This is a genomic window from Streptomyces albidoflavus, assembly GCF_000719955.1.
Lineage (GTDB): Bacteria > Actinomycetota > Actinomycetes > Streptomycetales > Streptomycetaceae > Streptomyces > Streptomyces albidoflavus.
Map to the genome: position 1 here is coordinate 60,443 of NZ_JOII01000029.1, position 17,620 is coordinate 78,062.

A 17,620-nucleotide genomic window follows, 5' to 3' on the forward strand; every position below is an offset into this window, starting at 1 on the left:
CACCGGCAGTGGGCGGGAAGGGGACATGAACGGCCGGGTCGCAGAGGTGAGCCGCAACGAGACGTACGCCTTCTCCAAGCCCGTCAGGGAGTCGGTCACCCTGCTCGCCGGCCTCGGGGTCGAGGGCGACGTGCACGCGGGGAGGACGATCCGCCACCAGTTCCGCATGACCTACGAGCCGGACCTGCCCAACCTGCGCCAGGTCCACCTGATGCACGCGGAACTCTTCGACGAACTGGCGCTCAAGGGCTACCACGTCACGGCGGGCCGGCTCGGCGAGAACATCACCACCCGCGGCGTCGACCTGCTGGGCCTTCCCACCGGCACGCTGCTGCGGCTGGGCGCGGAGGCCGTGGTCGAGGTGACCGGCCTGCGCAACCCGTGCGCCAAGATCAACGATTTCCGCCCGGGCCTGCTCGCCGAGGTCTTCGCCCTGGACCCCGCATCGGGTGACTTCACCTTCAAGTCCGGGGTGATGGGCGTGGTCCACACCGGCGGCGTGGTCCGCCCGGGGGACCCCGTCGTGGCCGAACTGCCGACGGGGCCGCACCGGCCCTTGGAGCGGGTCTAGGGAGTGTCCCGCCGCGACCGGGAGACGGTCAGGCGGCAGGGTCGACCTCCGGGTGCGTGAACCGCACCGGCCTGCCCAGCGACCGGGCGTAGGTGATCTCGGCCCGGGTGCTGTCCCCGATGTAGTCGCCGACCACGAGCACCTCGTCGGCAAGCCGGATCTTCGCCCGGTGCAGCTCGTCGAGGCGCGCCTTCACCGCCTCGGCCTCGACGGGGTCGGACCAGAGGGCGTGCGGCGACTTCATGTCACAGCCCGGTTTGACGACGATCCTGCCGGCCGCGGTCTCCCGCAGATCAGCCTCGTTCATCTCCGCCATGAAGCGGGTGGAACCGCAGATCACGACGATGTGCGGGAGGCTCAACCGCCTCTTCGCCTCGGAGAGTTCCTGCTCGGGGGTGGGCTGTGACGGGTACGACACCGGTTCCTCCTGGTGACGGGGGCCGAGAGCCATGCCGTTCCGGCGCCTGGGCGCCGTCGGCCTCGACCTGGCAGAACGACGCCCCGGCCTAGGATCGGCCCATGATCGCCGAACTGCAGTGCGTGGTGCTGGACTGTTCCGAGCCGCTGGAACTCGCCCGCTTCTACCGGTCCTTGCTCGGCGGGACCGTGAACCGGGAGGACCGGCGCTGGGCGGTCGGCGAGGAGTGGGCGACGCTGCACACGCCGTCCGGGCTCGTACTCGCCTTCCAGCGGGTGACGCCGTACCAGCCGCCACGGTGGCCTGATGCGTCCCGCCCCCAGCAGTTCCACCTCGACTTCGGTGTGCCCGACCTTGACCAGGCCCAGGAACAGGCGCTGGCCTCGGGGGCGACGCTGCTGGACGACGGTGCCGGCGAACGGAGCTGGAGTGTCCTCGCCGACCCGGCCGGGCACCCCTTCTGCCTCGTCCGGCACTGAGGGGGGGCGGTACGACGAACCTGACGGAGCCGCCGTACCGCCGCCCGTTCAGGACGAGTGGGTCAACTCCCGCTCCCGCTCCGGGGCCTTCACCGTGGCCGGCGCGGAGCCTGCCCGGTCGCGTCCGTCGGGCCGTGCGCCGGAGCCGCTCCCCTTCACGGTGGCCTCCGGGGTGGTGTCGCCGCCCGGTGCCGTGCCGGTCGTCCGTGGCTTCCGCGCCCCGTCGGGGGCGGTGGCCGGCGCCCCGCCCGACGGGTCGGGTATCCGTACCCCGGCCTTGGCCGCGCGCCGGGCCGCACGCCGCTCCCGGCGGCGTTCGCGGCGGCGCTCCCGGGCCGTGCTGCCCGGGGCCGAGACGACGCCGTGCCGCTGGTTCCACACCTGCCGGGTGACCCAGACGTCCAGTACCGCCCAGGTCGCCGCGATGGTGCTCGCCACGCTGCTGAGCACCATCGGGAAGGCCAGCCAGGATTCCGCCAGGGTCGCCAGGAAGGCGACCATCGCCTGTATCAGCGTCAGTGCCACGATCAGCACCGCCCGCACCGCCGCCGTCCGTACCGGATCGGGCATGCGGGGTCGCGCCGCGGGCTCGTCCACCCACAGCGGTGCCCGCTCCGGCTCCCCGCTCCCCTCCGCCCGGCGCGGGCCGGGCACCTGTCCACCCGGCTCGCCCCGCTCCGCAGGGGTCCTCCGCCGCTCCGCCGTCGCCATCAGTCCGTCACTCCCCGCCGCCTTGCAGTCAGCCGACCGGTGCCGCGTGGAACCGGCCCCGTCTTCAGTCTGGCTGCCCGCCTTCGTCCGCTTTACGCTGCCGCCGCCGAGATCCGGCGGCCGCCGGTCCACGCCGGCGCACCCCTCCCGTACCAACTCCGCACACCTCGTCCACGACTTGTACAGAAGGACGCACGGAGTCCCCGGATGATTCCCGACCAGGCGGGCGAGATGTCGGAACTGGCCGGGAAGATGTCCGCAATCAGCCGGTCCGGGAGAGGTCCAGTCTGCCTGAGAGGACGCGGGAGGGCGGCCCGAGGGTCACCTGATCGTCGCCGAACGGCGGGAACCGGACGCCGATGCCCCGTTCCGGGCCGAAAACCTCCCGGACGTCTCTTCGATCAACCCTGTGTCAGTAGTAGGCTCGCGCCGTTTATTGACGCACGGATGTGCACCCCGGACACCATCGGGGGACGGACTGGGGGAGGCCATGCGCTTTCGCGGCAGGACGATCCGGCGGAAGATCGTGGCGTTGCTGCTCGTGCCGCTGGTCTCCCTCACCGCGATCTGGGGCTTCGCCACGGTGCTGACAGGCCGTGAGGCCGCCGAGATCCTGAAGATCGGCGAGGCCGACGACCGGGTCGGCCGGCCCGTCGAGGAGGCCGCCCGGGTCCTCCAGGACGAACGGCGCCGCACCCTCGTCCACCTCGCCGACCCGCGTGCCTCGGCCGCCCTCGGTGAGCTGCGCCGCTCGCGGACCGCCACCGACCAGGCCCTGGCCCGCGTCCGGGCCGGTGCCGAGGACACCGACGCCACCGAAGGGCTCAGCGCCGACTCCCGGCGGCGGCTCACCGCGCTCCTCGAATCCTTCGAGGGCATCGCCACCCTGCGCCGCTCCGTCGAGGACAACACGGTCACCCGCGCCGCCGCCCTCGACCTCTACAACCGCCTCGTCGACCCCTGCTTCGTCTTCCTCACCCACCTGCACACCATCGAGGACGTCGAACTCGACAAGCAGAACCGGGCCCTGGTCTCCCTGGCCCGCGCCCGCGACCTGCTCTCCCGCGAGGACGCCCTGGTCGCCTCGGCCCTGGTCGGCGAACGCTTCGACAAGGCCGACCTGCGCCAGGTCTCCGACCTCCTGGCCCAGCGCACCCTCCTCTTCGAGACCAGCCTGCCGCTCCTGCCCGACGACGAGGAAGCCCGCTACGAGCGGTACTGGCAGGGCGCGGAGACCGCGCCCCTGCGCGACCTGGAGACCTCCGTCGCCGCCTCCCCGCCCGGGCCGCCGCACGGCGTCACCGCCAAGAGCTGGGACACGGCCGCGGGCAAGGTCCTCGACGGGCTCGCCGAACGCGGCAGCGCCGCCGCCGACCGCTACGAGGAGCGCGTCCGGCCCGTCGCCGTCGGCATCCTCGTCCGCGCCGCCGCCACCGGGGTCCTCGGCTTCGCCGCCCTCGTCCTCTCGCTCTACCTCTCGGTACGCATCGGCCGCAGCCTCATCCGCGACCTCTCCCGCCTGCGCCACCAGGCCCACGAGGCGTCCGGCGTCCGGCTGCCCTCGGTCCAGCGCCGCCTGGCCGCGGGCGAACAGGTCGACGTCGACACCGAGGCCCCCCGGCTGGAGTACGCGAAGAACGAGATCGGCCAGGTCGGCCAGGCCCTCAACACCCTGCAGCGGGCCGCCGTCGAAGGCGCCGTCAAACAGGCCCAGATGCGGCGCGGCGTCTCCGAGGTCTTCGTCAACCTCGCCCGCCGCAGCCAGGTCCTCCTGCACAAGCAGCTCACCCTCCTGGACACCATGGAGCGGCGCACCGAGGACTCCGAGGAACTGGCCGACCTCTTCCGCCTCGACCACCTGACCACCCGTATGCGCCGCCACGCCGAGGGCCTGGTGATCCTCTCCGGCGCCGCGCCCTCCCGGCAGTGGCGCCGCCCGGTGCAGCTCATGGACGTGGTCCGCGCCTCCGTCGCCGAGGTGGAGGACTACGAGCGGATCGAGGTCCGCCGCCTGCCGAGGATCGCGGTGACCGGCCCCGCCGTCGCCGACCTCACCCACCTGACGGCGGAACTCCTGGAGAACGCCACGGTCTTCTCGCCCCCGCACACCGCCGTCCAGGTGCACGGCGAGTCCGTCGCCAACGGCTTCACCCTGGAGATCCACGACCGGGGCCTGGGCATGGCCCCCGACGTCCTCCTCGACGCCAACCTCCGGCTCGCCGAGACCCCCGACTTCGAACTCTCCGACACCGACCGGCTCGGCCTCTTCGTGGTCAGCCGCCTCGCCCAGCGCCAGAACATCCGGGTCTCCCTCCAGAAGTCGCCCTACGGGGGTACCACCGCGGTCGTCTTCATCCCGGACGCCCTGCTCATCGAGACCGACGAGTCCGGCGGCTCCACCGACGGCCGCGGCCTCGCCCTCGACACCGCCGGCACCGGGGCGCGCGGCCCCGGCCGCCCCGCCCTGGCCCGCATCCCGACCTCCCGGACGCCCGCGCGCCCCCTCCTCCCCGACGGCCCCGTCGAACTGGAGGCCCCGGCGAACACCCCCGGCGTGGACGACGAGGACTTCCCCGGCGCCCTGCCCGACGACGACAGCGAACCGGGCGTCTTCCGGCCCAGGCGGCCCCTGGCCCCGGCGGCCGACCCCCGCGACCAGCACCAGCAGGCCCACGACGACCCGGCCGCCGGAGCCAGGCCCGGCGGACCGTCACCCGCGGGCGGGGGCCCGGCGCCGCTGCCGCGCCGCCGCACCCCGAAGCTGGTCAGCTCGCACGGCCGCACCGTCGCCCACGGCAGGCCCGACGAGCCCGCCCAGGACCAGGAGGAGGGCGGCACCCGCGACCGGGCCGCCGCGCCGCCCGCGAAGGGGCCCGCCGGCCTGCCGCGCCGGGTCCGGCAGGCCAGCCTCGCCCCGCAGTTGAAGGAGGCCCGCAGGGGCGCTCCGGACGCCCGCGACCAGGACACCGCCCACGACACCGACCGCGACGCCGACGAGGTCCGCAGCCGCATGGCCTCGCTCCAGCGAGGCTGGCAGCGCGGCCGCGACGAGAACGCGGGCTCCACAGCACCACGAACGACACCCGAGGGAGACGGTCGATGACCGCATCGAAGACCGCCGCGCACACCACCGGTTCCGGGGAGCTGAACTGGCTCCTCGACGACCTGGTCAACAGGGTCGCCGGCATCCGCAAGGTCCTGGTCCTGTCCGGCGACGGACTGCCCACCGGGGTCTCCCAGGACCTCACCCGCGAGGACAGCGAACACCTGGCCGCCGTCGCCTCCGGCTTCCACAGCCTCGCCAAGGGCGTCGGCCGGCACTTCGACGCCGGACGCGTCCGGCAGACCGTCGTCGAGCTCGACGAGGCGTTCCTCTTCGTCACCGCCGCGGGCGACGGCAGCTGTCTCGCCGTCCTCGCCGACTCTGACTCCGACGTGGGGCTCGTGGCGTACGAGATGACGCTGCTGGTCAAGCGGGTCGGCGTGCATCTGGGCAGCGCGCCGCGCACGGATCTGCCCGCGGGCGGGTAGTGAACCAGGCATGAGCGAAGACGGGAACGGGGCGCACCGCTGGTTCGACGACGACGCCGGACCGGTGGTCCGCCCGTACGCCATGACGCGGGGCCGGACCACCGGCACCGGTCAGCACCGCCTGGACCTCATCGCGGTCGTCGTCGCGGAGCCGCGCGCCGACGGCCCGGAGGAGAACCGCACGCTGTCGCCGGAACACGTCGACATCGTCGTGCTGTGCCGCGAGGCACCCCAGTCCGTGGCGGAACTCGCCGCCGAGCTGGACCTGCCGGTCGGCGTCGTCCGGGTCCTGATCGGCGACCTCGTGGAGGAGGAGTTCGTGCACGTGAACCGTCCGGTGCCGCCGGCCGAGCTGCCCGACGAAAGCATTCTGCGCGAGGTGATCAGCGGGCTGCGCGCCCTCTGACCGCCCGTCGGCACCCACCCCCCGAGAGATCAGCGAAGCAGGAGACGAGACTCCATGAAGTTCGGGCGCTCACCGCGGGAGAAGGCTCCCGTCGAGCCGGTCACCCTGAAGATCCTGGTGGCCGGGGGATTCGGCGTCGGCAAGACCACCCTGGTGGCCGCGGTCAGCGAGATCAAGCCGCTCAGGACCGAGGAGACGCTGAGCGAGGCCGGGCGCCCGGTGGACGACACCGGCGGCGTGGAGGCCAAGCACACCACCACCGTCGCCATGGACTTCGGCCGGATCACCCTCCGCGACGACCTCACGCTCTACCTCTTCGGCACCCCCGGCCAGGACCGGTTCTGGTTCCTCTGGGACGAACTGGCCCAGGGCGCCCTCGGCGCCGTCGTCCTCGCCGACACCCGCCGCCTGGAGGACTGCTTCGCCGCCGTCGACTACTTCGAGCGCCGCGGCATCCCGTTCGTCGTCGGCGTGAACTGCTTCGACGACGCCGACCACTACCCGCCCGAGGACATCCGCACCGCCCTCGACCTCGACCCCGGCGTCCCCGTGGTCCTCTGCGACGCCCGCGAGCGCGCCTCCGCCAAGGAGGTCCTCATCGGGGTCGTCGAACACGCCATGGCCCGCGCCGCCGCACCCCGCGAGAGCGCCCCGCACTGACCCGGCACGCGGCTCGCACCCTCGCCGACCGGGGTGCGGGCCGCGTGCCGGGGAAGTGTTCTCCCGCCCCGGCCGGCCGTCAAGACACGGCGGGGCCCCGGGTGCGCGCCGCCGGTCAGCGGTTCTCCGCGAGCCACTTCCGGGCGGTCTCGGCCAGCTCGTGGTCCCGCCCCGCCAGCATCATCCGGATCATCTGCGCGTCGCCCCGCAGCGACCAGGCGGGGTGCCCGAAGGTCGCCGGGTTGTTCTTCTCTATGAGGAAGTGCGCGGGCCAGGCCGTCCCGTACCCGATCAGCGGCAGCGCCGCCAGGTACCGCTTACGTCCCCGCGCCAGCCCGTAGGCGCTGATCGCCAGCCCCGTCAGCGTCCCGGTCAGATGCACCCAGCGCGTCGCCGCCTTGGAGTGCATCGCCACGTAGTAGGGCCAGAATTCCTCGTACGAGTCAAAGCTCCGTTGCTCCATGCGGGCACGGTAGCCGCCGCCGCGCCGCCCGGACCAGGTCCGCGACCGGGCGGGACGGCGGCGGCCCGGGTCGTTCAGTGGTGGTGACCTCCGGGCAGTGAGCGGCGTTCCACGGGGAAGTCGAAGTAGGTGTCGGGGAAGAGTTCCGGCTTGTGGGTGAAGTGCCACCACTCCTCGGGCAGGTTGGTGAACCCCTCGGCGGCCAGCGCCGACCGCAGCAGGTCGCGGTGGGCCCGCTGGGCGCCGGTGATCCGCGGGTCGTCGGTGTGCGAGAGCGTGTCGAAGCAGTCGAACCCGGTGCCCATGTCCACCGAGTTGTCCGGGAACCGCTGGTCACGCGGGGCGTAACAGGGCTTCAGCGGCTCGCCGGGGACGTACGGCCGGGTCGGCTTCGCCGGCAGCTTCACCAGCGTCAGGTCCACCGTGGAGCCGCGGCTGTGGCCGGACTTCTCCGCGATGTAGCCGTCCTCGAAGAGGCGCTCCTTCTCCACCCGGGGGTAGAACTCCGCCTTCATCCGCTCGTCCCGCACGTCCTCGGCCCAGCGCACGAAGTGGTCGACGGCGCGCTGTGGCCGGTAGCAGTCGTAGACCTTGAGCGAGTAGCCCTTGCGCAGCAGTCCGCGCTGGGCCCGCTTCAGCGCCTCGGCCGTCGGCCTGGTGACCACGCACATCGGCGCCCGGTAACCGTCGATCGGCTCGCCGACGAAGTTGTGCGGCGTCGTGTAGCGGATCTCCTGGAGGATCGTGGGCGCCACGTCGGAGAGGGCCACGAAGCCACGCGGGGCCTTGCCGCCGCCGGAGCGCCCGGCGTCCGCGTCGGGCGCCGCGGTGGCGGGGGAGGCGGCGGCGCCGGCGGTCAGCGCGAGAGCGGCGGCCGCCACGCCCGCGCCGAGCGCGCGCACCGTACGGGAGGAGAACCGCGCGGAGGCCGGGGAAGGACGGGTGGAAGATCGGGTTCCTGTCATGCGCCCTTCATCTATCAGCTCCGCCCGTCACGAGGGAAGAGCAACCCGCCGGGCCCGGCCTCCCGTTCACCGCTTCACCGGCCGCCCCCTCCGCTACAGTCCCCGCGTGCCCGACACCACGCCCAGCCCCACGCCCACGCCCGTCCCCACCTCCCGGCCGCCCGTCCCCGGCTCCCACTGCTCGGCCTGCGGCACCCCCTACCCGGACCCCGGGGCCGACCGCCGCCTCTGCCCGGCCTGCGGGACGACCGCCTACCGCAACCCGCTCCCGGTCGCCGTGGCCCTCCTGCCGGTACGCGACGAGGAGGGCCCCGCGCTGCTCACCGTCGTCCGCGCCATCGCCCCGGCGCGCGGCACGACCGCCCTGCCCGGCGGCTTCATCGACGGAGACGAGGACTGGCGCCACGCCGTCGTCCGCGAGCTCCGCGAGGAGACCGGCGTCCTCGCCGGCCCCGACGAGGTCACCCTCGCCGACGCCATGAGCTCCGGCGACGGCCACCTCCTCCTCTTCGGCCTCCTCCCCGAGCGCCCCGCCGCGAGCCTGCCCGCCTTCACCCCCACCGCCGAGACCTCCGCCACCCGCCTCCTGCGCGCCCCCGCCGAACTCGGCTTCCCCCTGCACACCCGGGCGGCGGCCGCCTGGTTCGCCGGACGGTACGGGTGAGCCCCGCCGCGCCGAAACCTGCTTGCCGCAGCCGCCCGCGCTGCCGACAGTGAGCCCATGACCCACCCCGCCCCGGACTTCCTCCCCGGCCTGGAACTCTCCCGTCTCCTCTACGAGGAGGCCGTCCGCCCGCTGCTCGAGGAGGTCCACCCCGGCCTGAGGCACGCGGCCGCCCGGGTCGGCACGGGCTCGGAGGTGCTGGGCTTCGACACGCCCCGCTCCGCCGACCACGAATGGGGCCCCCGGCTCCAGCTCTTCCTCACCCCCGAGAACGCCGCCCGCCACACCGCCACCCTCCACGAACTGCTGCGGCAGCGGCTGCCGAAGGAGGTACGGGGCTGGCCGACCCACTTCCGCCCCGCCACCGCCGACGGACCGATCGGCCACATGACACCGACCGACGGACCGGTCGACCACCGCGTCGACCTCCTCGAGACCGACCGCTGGCTCACCGGCCAACTGGGCCCGGGCGCCACCGCCGAGGAACCGACGGCCGCCGACTGGCTGGCCATGCCCCAGCAGCGGCTGGCCGAGGTCACCGGCGGGGCCGTCTTCCACGACGGCCCCGGCGCCCTCACCGCCGCCCGCCACCGCCTCGCCTGGTACCCGGACCAGGTCTGGCGCTACCTCCTCGCCTGCCAGTGGCAGCGTGTCTCCCAGGAGGAGGCGTTCGTCGGCCGCTGCGCCGAGGCCGGCGACGAGCTGGGCTCCGCCGTCACCGCCGCCCGCCTCGTCCGCGACCTGATGCGCCTCACCTTCCTCCTCGAACGCCGCTACGCCCCCTACGGAAAGTGGCTGGGCAGCGCCTTCGCCCGCCTCCCCGGCACGGACGCCCTGGCCTCCTCCCTGCGCGCCGCCCTCGCCGCCACCACGTACCCCGACCGCGAACGCCACCTCGGCGACGCCTACCGCCACCTCGCCGCCCGCCAGAACGCCACCGGCCTCACCGACCCCGTCGACCCGGCCCTGCGCCCCTACCACGACCGCCCGTACCAGGTCCTCCACGCCGAACGCTTCACCCAGGCCCTCACCGCCACCCTCACCGACCCGGCCCTGCGCGCCCTCCCCCTCACCGGCAGCATCGACCAGCAGACCGACAACACCGACGTCCTGACCCGGCCGGGCGGCCCCTACCTTCTGAACCTGGGCCGCGCATATCCAGCCCGGCCGGCGCTTGAGGCCATCGGTGACGCCCGCCAGGTCGGACGGACACCCGACGAACCTCCCGGCGCGAGGGGGCCGCCCCCTCACCCAACCCCCCGCACCCGGACCGGAACCGACACCTCCGCCCCACGCCCCGCAGGCAGCTCCTCCCGCACCACGACCCGCCCCTCCTCCCACCGGGAGACCACCCGCTCCAGCACCCCGGACTCCCGCACCACCATCCCCGCACCGGTACGTCCGGGCGCGGGCGCCCACACCTCCCACTCGACCTCCCCGTCCGCCCCACGGACCGGCACCACGGCCCCGGCCCGCGCGAACACCGGCAACCGGTCCGCCGCCACCTCCACCGGCACGGAGGCACTCCCCTGGTACGCCCGCCCGGTGGCCGTGTCGTACCACCGCCCGCCCGGCAACCGCACCGCCGCCGGCCCGCCCCCGGGCCCCAGCACCGGTACGACCAGGAACGCGTCCCCCAGCAGGAAGGCGTCCCCGCCCTCCCGCAGCCCCCGGTCCTCCGGGGTGTTCCACCACACCGGCCGCACCGCGGGCACCCCGGTCAGCCCGGCGAACGCGCCGAGCGCCGCGTGGTACGGCAGCAGCCGCCGCCGCTCGGCCAGCGCCACCCGGGCCAGCTCCGCCAGCGCGGGCCGCGCCTCCCACCCCTCGGGCCCCGCCCCCGTACGGAACACCGGCAGATACGCCCCCAGCTGCCACCACCGCACCCACACCTCCGCCGGCGCCCCCTTCCCCGGGCCGTCCCCCTCGGCCCCGGCCGGTGCCGCCCCGCACACCCCGAGCGCCGTCAGCCGGGCCAGCGCCGCCCGCATCGCCGCCCAGCCGTCACCGGCGGCCGCCCCCTGTCGGGGCACCCGCGTACGCGGCCGGGCGGCCGGGCCGCCGCTCCCGCCCACCCCGATCACGGAGACCGGCGCGACCTCGGGCGTCCCCGCCACCGCCGCCCACGAGGCCAGCGCCCGCGCGGGCGTCCCCACCGCCATCCAGTGGCGCGGCGGACCGCCCGCGCCCCGCCACTCCGCCCGCCCCGGCCGGTCGTGCCCCGACCCGGCGCCCTCGGCCCCCTCCGCCAGGCGCACCGTCCCCGCCTCGGTCCCGTCGGGGACGACCAGATGCGTACCGGCGTCGGCGAGCACCAGCTGCACCGGGGCGACCCCCGCGCCACCCGGCACCGGATGCACCCCGTCGCCCAGCCGCAGCCCGGCCCCGCTCCCGCCGAGCCCGAAGAAGCGCGCGTCCGCCCCGACCTCCGAGCGCCGCGCCCACCGCGCGGGCCCGCCCTCGTCCCGCTCCCACCAGCGCGGCGGCAGATCCCGGCGGAGCAGCACCCCGCCCGGCGTGCACAGCTCCACCGCACCGGCCGAGGAGACCGCCACCGTCAGCCGCTCGGACACCACCCGCCAGCCACCCGCCGTGTGCGGCTCCAGCCGGGCCCGCGCGTCCGGCTCGACCAGCTCCGCCCGGACCAGGGGAGAGGGCGTCGGCTCCGCCCCGTCCCAGCCGCAGAACACCGCCCCCGCCGTCGTCACCAGCACCCGCAGCGCCGACCGCTCGAACCGCACCACACCGCCCCCGGGCCCCGGCTCCGCGCCCACCGCGCGCCCGGGCACCCGCGCCCGCTCCACCGCGGCCGCGTCGCCGCGCCCGGGCCACCACGAGCGCACCAGCCCGAGCCCTGCCACCGCTGCCACCGAACGTACGAGGTCACGACCGTCCATGCCGGTCAGCCTGCCATCCGCGGACGGCGTGGCGGACATCGTTCAGCCGCCGTTCACCCAGTGATCAACCACACCGCCGGCCGGGCAGGTGTGTGGCCGCCACCCTGGTGCGGAAATCGATCACATGGCATCGTCGGCCCCATCGCACCGCCCTCGTACCCCGTCGGCCACCCACCCGGCGGCGCGGGGCGCGGGCACCGAGTACGCACCGCACGGGAGCCGCCCCATGACGACCGCCGAACCGCAGCCCCAGCCGCTCTGGCAGCCCACCGAGGAGCGCGTCGCGCAAGCCGCGGTGACCCGTTTCCAGAGCTGGGCGGCCGAGCACCACGGCGCCCCCGCCGACGGCGGCTACCCGGCCCTGCACCGCTGGTCCGTCGAGGAGCTCGACACCTTCTGGCAGGCCGTCACCGAGTGGTTCGGCGTCCGCTTCGACACCCCGGCCGAGCGCGTGCTGGGGGAGCGCTCCATGCCGGGCGCCCAGTGGTTCCCCGGCGCCACCCTGAACTACGCCGAACACGCCCTGCGCGCCGCCGCCGACCGGCCCGACGCCCCCGCCCTCCTGCACGTCGACGAGACCGGCACCGTCGGCCCCACCTCCTGGGCGGAGCTGCGCCGCCAGGTCGGCTCGCTCGCCGCCGAACTCCGCGCCCTCGGCGTCGAGCCGGGCGACCGGGTCAGCGGCTACCTGCCCAACATCCCGCAGGCCGTCGTCGCCCTGCTCGCCTCCGCCGCCGTCGGCGCCGTCTGGACCTCCTGCGCCCCCGACTTCGGCGCCCGCAGCGTCCTCGACCGCTTCCAGCAGGTCGAACCCGTCGTCCTCTTCACCGTCGACGGCTACCGCTACGGAGGCAAGGAGCACGACCGCCGCGACACCGTCGCCGAACTCCGCGCCGCCCTGCCCTCGCTGCGCGCCGTCGTCCACATCCCGCTCCTCGGCACCCCCGCCCCCGAGGGCGCCCGCGACTGGGCCGGCCTGGTCGCCGCCGACACCGAGCCGGTCTTCACCCCGGTCCCCTTCGACCACCCGCTGTGGGTCCTGTACTCCTCCGGGACGACCGGCCTGCCCAAGGCCATCGTCCAGACGCAGGGCGGCATCCTCCTCGAACACCTCAAACAGCTCGGCCTCCACTGCGACCTGGGCCCCGAGGACCGCTTCTTCTGGTACACCTCCACCGGCTGGATGATGTGGAACTTCCTCGTCTCCGGCCTCCTCACCGGCACCACCGTCGTCCTCTACGACGGCAGCCCCGGCTATCCGGACACCGGCGCCCAGTGGCGCGTGGCCGAACGCACCGGCGCCACCCTCTACGGCACTTCGGCGGCGTACGTCATGGCCTGCCGCAAGGCCGGCGTCCACCCCGCCCGCGACCACGACCTCTCCCGCGTCCAGTGCGTCGCCACCACCGGCTCCCCGCTGCCGCCGGACGGATTCCGCTGGCTCCACGACGAGTTCGCCGAGGCCGGCTCCGACCTGTGGATCGCCTCCGTCAGCGGTGGCACCGACGTGTGCAGCTGCTTCGCCGGCGCCGTCCCCACCCTCCCCGTGCACATCGGTGAACTCCAGGCCCCCTGCCTCGGCACCGACCTCCAGGCCTGGGACCCCGCCGGCCGCCCGCTGACCGAGGAGGTCGGCGAACTGGTCGTCACCAACCCGATGCCGTCCATGCCGGTCCACTTCTGGAACGACCCCGACGGCAGCCGCTACCACGACAGTTACTTCGACACCTACGAGGGCGTCTGGCGGCACGGCGACTGGATCACCGTCACCGACCGGGGCTCCGTCGTCATCCACGGCCGCTCCGACTCCACCCTCAACCGCCAGGGCGTCCGCATGGGGTCGGCCGACATCTACGAGGTCGTGGAACGGCTTCCGGAGATCCGCGAATCCCTGGTCATCGGCGTGGAACAGGCCGACGGCGGCTACTGGATGCCGCTCTTCGTCCACCTCGCCGACGGCGCCGTCCTCGACGACGGCCTCCGCGAGAAGATCAAGAAGGCGATCCGCCACAGCCTCTCCCCGCGCCACGTCCCGGACGAGGTCATCGAGGTCCCCGGCGTCCCGCACACCCTCACCGGCAAGCGCATCGAGGTCCCCGTCAAGCGCCTCATGCAGGGAACCCCGCTGGAGAAGGCGGTCAACCCGGGCTCCGTCGACCGCCTGGACCTCCTCCAGCACTACGCCGACCTGGCCCGCGCCCGCAGCTGAGACGCCACTGTCAGTGACGGTGGTTACGGTGAGTGAGTAAGTCGGTACTGCTCACTCACCAGGGGGACCCTGCATGACCACGACCCACCCGACCCCGCGCCAGCTGCTGCGCCGCGAGATCGCCGGCACCCTCGGCCTGCTCGCCTCCGCCGACGACCTCGCGGCCATGCGCCGCTACCGCACCTTCCTCTTCGAGGACCATCGCACCTACCTCCAGCAGGCCGAGGCACTGCTCCGCTCCCTCGCGGCCCAGGGCCGCACCACCTCCGTCGTCCTCTTCGACCCTGCCGAGTTCGCCCGCTTCTGCGCCCAGGAGGGCCTGGACCCGGACACGACCGACAGCAGGGCCCGGTACACGGCGGAGGCCGCCGCCCTCGGCCCCTGCATCCTCCACGAGGGCGAACCCCTCCCCGAGCTGCTCGGGAGCCTGGTCGCCGAATCCCTCCGCCAGGCCACCTGGGAGTACGCGAGCGACCTCCTGGACGAGCTGGGCGACTGCCCGCGCTGCGCCACCCCGCTCGCCCACCACGCCCAGCGCCGGGCCGCGCACCTCCTGGGCGCCGCCCTCGACACCACCGCCCCCGGCCACCACCAGCTCGTCTGCTCCCTGACCACCGCGGGCCGCACCCTGCTCGCCGCCCTGCACGCCGACACCCGCACCGCCGGCGAAGCCCTGCTCGACCACGAGGAGACCGTCGACTTCACCACCCTGCTCGCCTGCGCCCTCGCCCTGCCCGCCCCCGCCGGACTCGTCATGCGCAGCAGGGTGGAGGGAGAGCCCGAAGAGGTCCGCGGCTGGCGCCTCAGGGCGGGCCGCGCCCAGCCACTGACCGCCGCCGAGGTCTTCGACGCCTACTGCACCGACCCCGTCACCGGCGAACCGGTCGCTCCCGAACCGGGCGTCGAGTACCGCGCGGGCACCCCGCTCGACGATGACCACGGCCCGGACACCTGCCACTGACCGCACACAGCGGGGGCGTCCTCCCGGCCGGGAGGACGCCCCTGAGCAGGCGGGTGAGGCAGACCCCACCGCCGGTGTCACTCCCCGGACAGCACCGCCTGCGCCGCCGCCCGCGCCTCGTCCGCCGACTCGGTGGCCCGCGCCGCCGCGGCGGCCCGCTCGCACTGCGCCAGCGTGTACTTGGCCAGCGTCGTCCGCACGTACGGGATCGAGGCCGCGCCCATCGACAAGGAGGTGACCCCCAGCCCGGTCAGCACACAGGCCAGCAGCGGATCGGAGGCCGCCTCGCCACACACCCCGCAGCTCTTCCCCTCGGCCCGGCCCGCCTCGGCCGCCATCGCGACCAGGTCCAGCAACGCCGGCTGCCACGGGTCCTGGAGCCGCGACACCGCGCCCACCTGCCGGTCGGCGGCGAAGGTGTACTGCGCCAGGTCGTTGGTGCCCAGCGACAGGAACTCGACCTCCTGGAGCACCGAGCGCGCCCGCAGCGCCGCCGACGGGATCTCCACCATGGCCCCGAACTTGGCGTGCAGCCCCGCCTCCCGGCAGGCGTCCGCGAACGCCTTGGCGTCGGCGCGGTCGGCGACCATCGGCGCCATGACCTCCAGGTGCACCGGAAGCCCCTCCGCCGCACGCGCCAGCGCGGTCAGTTGGGTCCGCAGCACGTCCGGGTGGTCCAGCAGGCTGCGCAGCCCGCGCACCCCGAGCGCCGGGTTGGGCTCGTCGGCGGGGGTGAGGAACTCCAGCGGCTTGTCCGCGCCCGCGTCCAGCACCCGCACCACGACCCGCCCCTGCGGGAATGCCTCCAGCACCTGCCGGTACGCGGCCGTCTGCTTCTCCTCCGAGGGCGCGCGGGCACTGTCGTCCAGGAAGAGGAACTCGGTCCGGAACAGCCCGACGCCCTCCGCGCCGGCCTCGACCGCCGCCGCCACGTCACCGGGCCCGCCGATGTTGGCCAGCAGCGGCACCGTGTGCCCGTCCGAGGTCGCACCGGGGCCGCTCGACGCCGACAGCGCCGCCTTGCGTGCCGCCGCGTCCGCCTCCAGCGCCGCCCGCTTCTCGGCACTCGGGTCCACGAAGACCTCGCCGGAACTCCCGTCGATCGCGATCTCGGTGCCCTCGCCCAGCTCCCCGGCCCCGGGAAGCGCCACGATCGCCGGGACCCCGAGCGCCCGCGCCAGGATGGCGCTGTGGCTGGTCGGCCCGCCCTCCTCGGTCACGAAGCCCAGCACCAGCGTCGGGTCGAGCAGCGCGGTGTCCGCCGGCGCCAGATCCCGCGCGATCAGGATGTACGGCTCGTCGCTGTCCGGCACCCCCGGCATCGGCACACCCAGCAGCCGCGCCACGATCCGGTTCCGCACGTCGTCCAGGTCGGCGACCCGGCCCGCCAGATACTCACCGGCCCCGGCCAGCAGCGCCCGGTACGAGGCGAAGGCGTCGTAGACGGCACGCTCGGCGGTGCTGCCCACCGCGATCCGCCGCTCCACGTCGGCGATCAGCTCCGGGTCCTGCGCCATCATGGCCTGGGCCTCCAGCACGGCCTGGGCCTCGCCGCCCGCCAGATTCCCGCGCGCCATCAGGTCGGCGGCCACCGCCTCCACGGCCCGCCGCGCCCTGGCCTGCTCGCGCTCCGCCTCCTCGGCGGGGATCTGCTTGGCCGGCGGCTCCAGCACCGCCGTCCCCATGTGCCGTACCTCGCCGATGGCCACTCCGTGGCTCACGCCGACGCCTCGCAGCGTTGTCTCCATCTCACTGTCTCCGCTCGTGCGGCGAGCCCGCCGCGTTGGATGTGGTCGCCCGCCGTAATCCGGCGCCGGGAGCGGTCAGTTCCAGCTGAACAGCGGCTGGCCCGCCGCCACGTCCCCATCCTCACGAACACCGGACAACTGGTCGGCGACCGCCTCCAGCGCCACCACCGGGCAGACCGGCGACTTGCCGGCGGTCTCCACGGCCGAAGGGTCCCACCGCACCACGGGCTGCCCCTGGGCAACGGTGTCGCCCTTGCGTACCAGCAGCTCGAACCCCTCACCGTTGAGCTGCACGGTGTCGATCCCGAGGTGGGTGAGCACCCCGCGCCCGGCCTCGTCCACCACGACGAACGCGTGCGGGTGCAGGGAGACCACGACACCGGCGACCGGGGAGACGGCCTCCGAGGGCTCGCGCACCGGGTCGATCGCGGTACCGGGCCCCACCATCGCGCCCGAGAAGACCGGGTCGGGCACCGAGGCCAGCCCGACGGCCTGGCCGCTGAGCGGGGACATCACTTCGGTCATGGCGGAACCTCCGAGAAGATGAGCAGGTCTGAGAAGGACAGGAGAACCGCCGGGCGGACCTGGACGGCACGTTGCCGAGTAGCGTAAGTCATACGAAGTCACGATTCCGCCCAAGACGTCCTGTTGAAGACGTGGGCCCGTCGCGAGCAGAAACGATTTGCATCGCGACTCCGCGCCTGGGTACAGTCGACTCCTGCCCAGCGCCGAGCACGACATTCGAGCGTGCCGACGGGGCGACCCAAACTCAGCAGATTCCCTGAATCCACTGCATATCCGCATGCCTGCGGACGGTGGTCGGAGGCAGGAAAAAGAACTGATAGAGTCGGGAACACGAAATACCGAAGGGAAGCGCCCGGAGGAAAGCCCGAGAGGGTGAGTACAAAGGAAGCGTCCGTTCCTTGAGAACTCAACA

At 74.2% G+C, this 17,620-nt stretch carries 16 protein-coding genes and 1 pseudogene; 10 read left to right on the plus strand and 7 right to left on the minus strand.

Features of this window, described 5'->3' with window-relative positions; all coding sequences use genetic code 11:
• Nucleotides 1–25 precede the first annotated feature (25 nt).
• Nucleotides 26–571, plus strand: coding sequence for an MOSC domain-containing protein (locus IF45_RS0124700; RefSeq protein WP_030309649.1), 546 nt, complete (start codon nt 26–28; stop codon nt 569–571).
• A gap of 28 nt (nt 572–599) precedes the next feature.
• Here IF45_RS0124700 and IF45_RS0124705 read toward each other — a convergent pair whose 3' ends face one another.
• A complete protein-coding gene (locus tag IF45_RS0124705; RefSeq protein ID WP_003946954.1) occupies nt 600–1,022 on the minus strand; it encodes a hypothetical protein in 423 nt (140 codons plus the stop codon).
• Between the two features lie 68 nt (nt 1,023–1,090).
• Here IF45_RS0124705 and IF45_RS0124710 point away from each other — a divergent pair, with 68 nt between their 5' ends.
• A complete protein-coding gene (locus IF45_RS0124710) occupies nt 1,091–1,468 on the plus strand; it encodes a VOC family protein (RefSeq protein WP_030309651.1) in 378 nt (125 codons plus the stop codon).
• 48 nt (nt 1,469–1,516) lie between these two features.
• Here IF45_RS0124710 and IF45_RS34455 read toward each other — a convergent pair whose 3' ends face one another.
• On the minus strand, nt 1,517–2,038 hold the full coding sequence (locus IF45_RS34455) for a hypothetical protein (protein ID WP_370443959.1): 522 nt from the start codon (nt 2,036–2,038) through the stop codon (nt 1,517–1,519).
• Between the two features lie 631 nt (nt 2,039–2,669).
• On the opposite strand from IF45_RS34455, the gene IF45_RS0124720 reads away from it, so the two are divergent.
• From IF45_RS0124720 to IF45_RS0124735, 4 genes are read left to right on the plus strand one after another with little or no spacing between them, the layout of a single operon-like run.
• Entirely contained in the window at nt 2,670–5,282 is a 2,613-nt protein-coding gene (locus tag IF45_RS0124720) for a sensor histidine kinase (protein WP_030309653.1), read from the plus strand.
• The gene (locus tag IF45_RS0124725) at nt 5,279–5,710 is read left to right on the plus strand and encodes a roadblock/LC7 domain-containing protein (RefSeq protein ID WP_003946949.1); all 432 of its coding nucleotides are present in this window, start codon (nt 5,279–5,281) and stop codon (nt 5,708–5,710) included. The genes IF45_RS0124720 and IF45_RS0124725 overlap by 4 nt, the downstream gene beginning before the upstream one ends.
• Before the next feature lie 10 nt (nt 5,711–5,720).
• A complete protein-coding gene (locus IF45_RS0124730; RefSeq protein WP_003946948.1) occupies nt 5,721–6,116 on the plus strand; it encodes a DUF742 domain-containing protein in 396 nt (131 codons plus the stop codon).
• A 54-nt stretch (nt 6,117–6,170) separates the two neighbouring features.
• Nucleotides 6,171–6,776, plus strand: a complete 606-nt coding sequence (locus IF45_RS0124735) for a GTP-binding protein (RefSeq protein ID WP_003946947.1) — start codon at nt 6,171–6,173, stop codon at nt 6,774–6,776.
• A 115-nt stretch (nt 6,777–6,891) separates the two neighbouring features.
• Here IF45_RS0124735 and IF45_RS0124740 read toward each other — a convergent pair whose 3' ends face one another.
• Entirely contained in the window at nt 6,892–7,239 is a 348-nt protein-coding gene (locus tag IF45_RS0124740; protein ID WP_003946946.1) for an Mpo1-like protein, read from the minus strand.
• A 74-nt stretch (nt 7,240–7,313) separates the two neighbouring features.
• Nucleotides 7,314–8,141 (minus strand): M15 family metallopeptidase, encoded by an 828-nt coding sequence (locus IF45_RS0124745; RefSeq protein WP_030309654.1) that lies wholly within the window; start codon nt 8,139–8,141, stop codon nt 7,314–7,316.
• A 169-nt stretch (nt 8,142–8,310) separates the two neighbouring features.
• Between IF45_RS0124745 and IF45_RS0124750 the strand changes: the two genes are divergently transcribed.
• The gene (locus IF45_RS0124750; protein WP_030309656.1) at nt 8,311–8,868 is read left to right on the plus strand and encodes an NUDIX hydrolase; all 558 of its coding nucleotides are present in this window, start codon (nt 8,311–8,313) and stop codon (nt 8,866–8,868) included.
• 57 nt (nt 8,869–8,925) lie between these two features.
• A pseudogene (locus tag IF45_RS0124755) lies at nt 8,926–9,999 on the plus strand (DUF4037 domain-containing protein); the annotation flags it as partial.
• A gap of 116 nt (nt 10,000–10,115) precedes the next feature.
• Here IF45_RS0124755 and IF45_RS32595 read toward each other — a convergent pair.
• On the minus strand, nt 10,116–11,765 hold the full coding sequence (locus IF45_RS32595) for a glycoside hydrolase family 31 family protein (protein ID WP_234479834.1): 1,650 nt from the start codon (nt 11,763–11,765) through the stop codon (nt 10,116–10,118).
• A 226-nt stretch (nt 11,766–11,991) separates the two neighbouring features.
• Between IF45_RS32595 and IF45_RS0124760 the strand changes: the two genes are divergently transcribed.
• Both IF45_RS0124760 and IF45_RS0124765 read left to right on the plus strand, forming a co-directional pair.
• Nucleotides 11,992–13,974, plus strand: a complete 1,983-nt coding sequence (locus IF45_RS0124760) for an acetoacetate--CoA ligase (RefSeq protein ID WP_030309660.1) — start codon at nt 11,992–11,994, stop codon at nt 13,972–13,974.
• Nucleotides 13,975–14,047: 73 nt separating this feature from the next.
• On the plus strand, nt 14,048–14,935 hold the full coding sequence (locus IF45_RS0124765) for a DUF8829 domain-containing protein (RefSeq protein ID WP_003946940.1): 888 nt from the start codon (nt 14,048–14,050) through the stop codon (nt 14,933–14,935).
• 77 nt (nt 14,936–15,012) lie between these two features.
• Here the strand turns inward: IF45_RS0124765 and ptsP are convergent, their stop codons facing one another.
• Together ptsP and IF45_RS0124775 are read right to left on the minus strand one after the other, a co-directional pair.
• The gene (gene ptsP, locus IF45_RS0124770) at nt 15,013–16,683 is read right to left on the minus strand and encodes a phosphoenolpyruvate--protein phosphotransferase (RefSeq protein ID WP_003946939.1); all 1,671 of its coding nucleotides are present in this window, start codon (nt 16,681–16,683) and stop codon (nt 15,013–15,015) included.
• 75 nt (nt 16,684–16,758) lie between these two features.
• Nucleotides 16,759–17,208: a PTS sugar transporter subunit IIA gene (locus IF45_RS0124775; protein WP_008414220.1), complete on the minus strand. Its 450-nt coding sequence runs from the start codon at nt 17,206–17,208 to the stop codon at nt 16,759–16,761.
• Nucleotides 17,209–17,620: the final 412 nt, after the last annotated feature.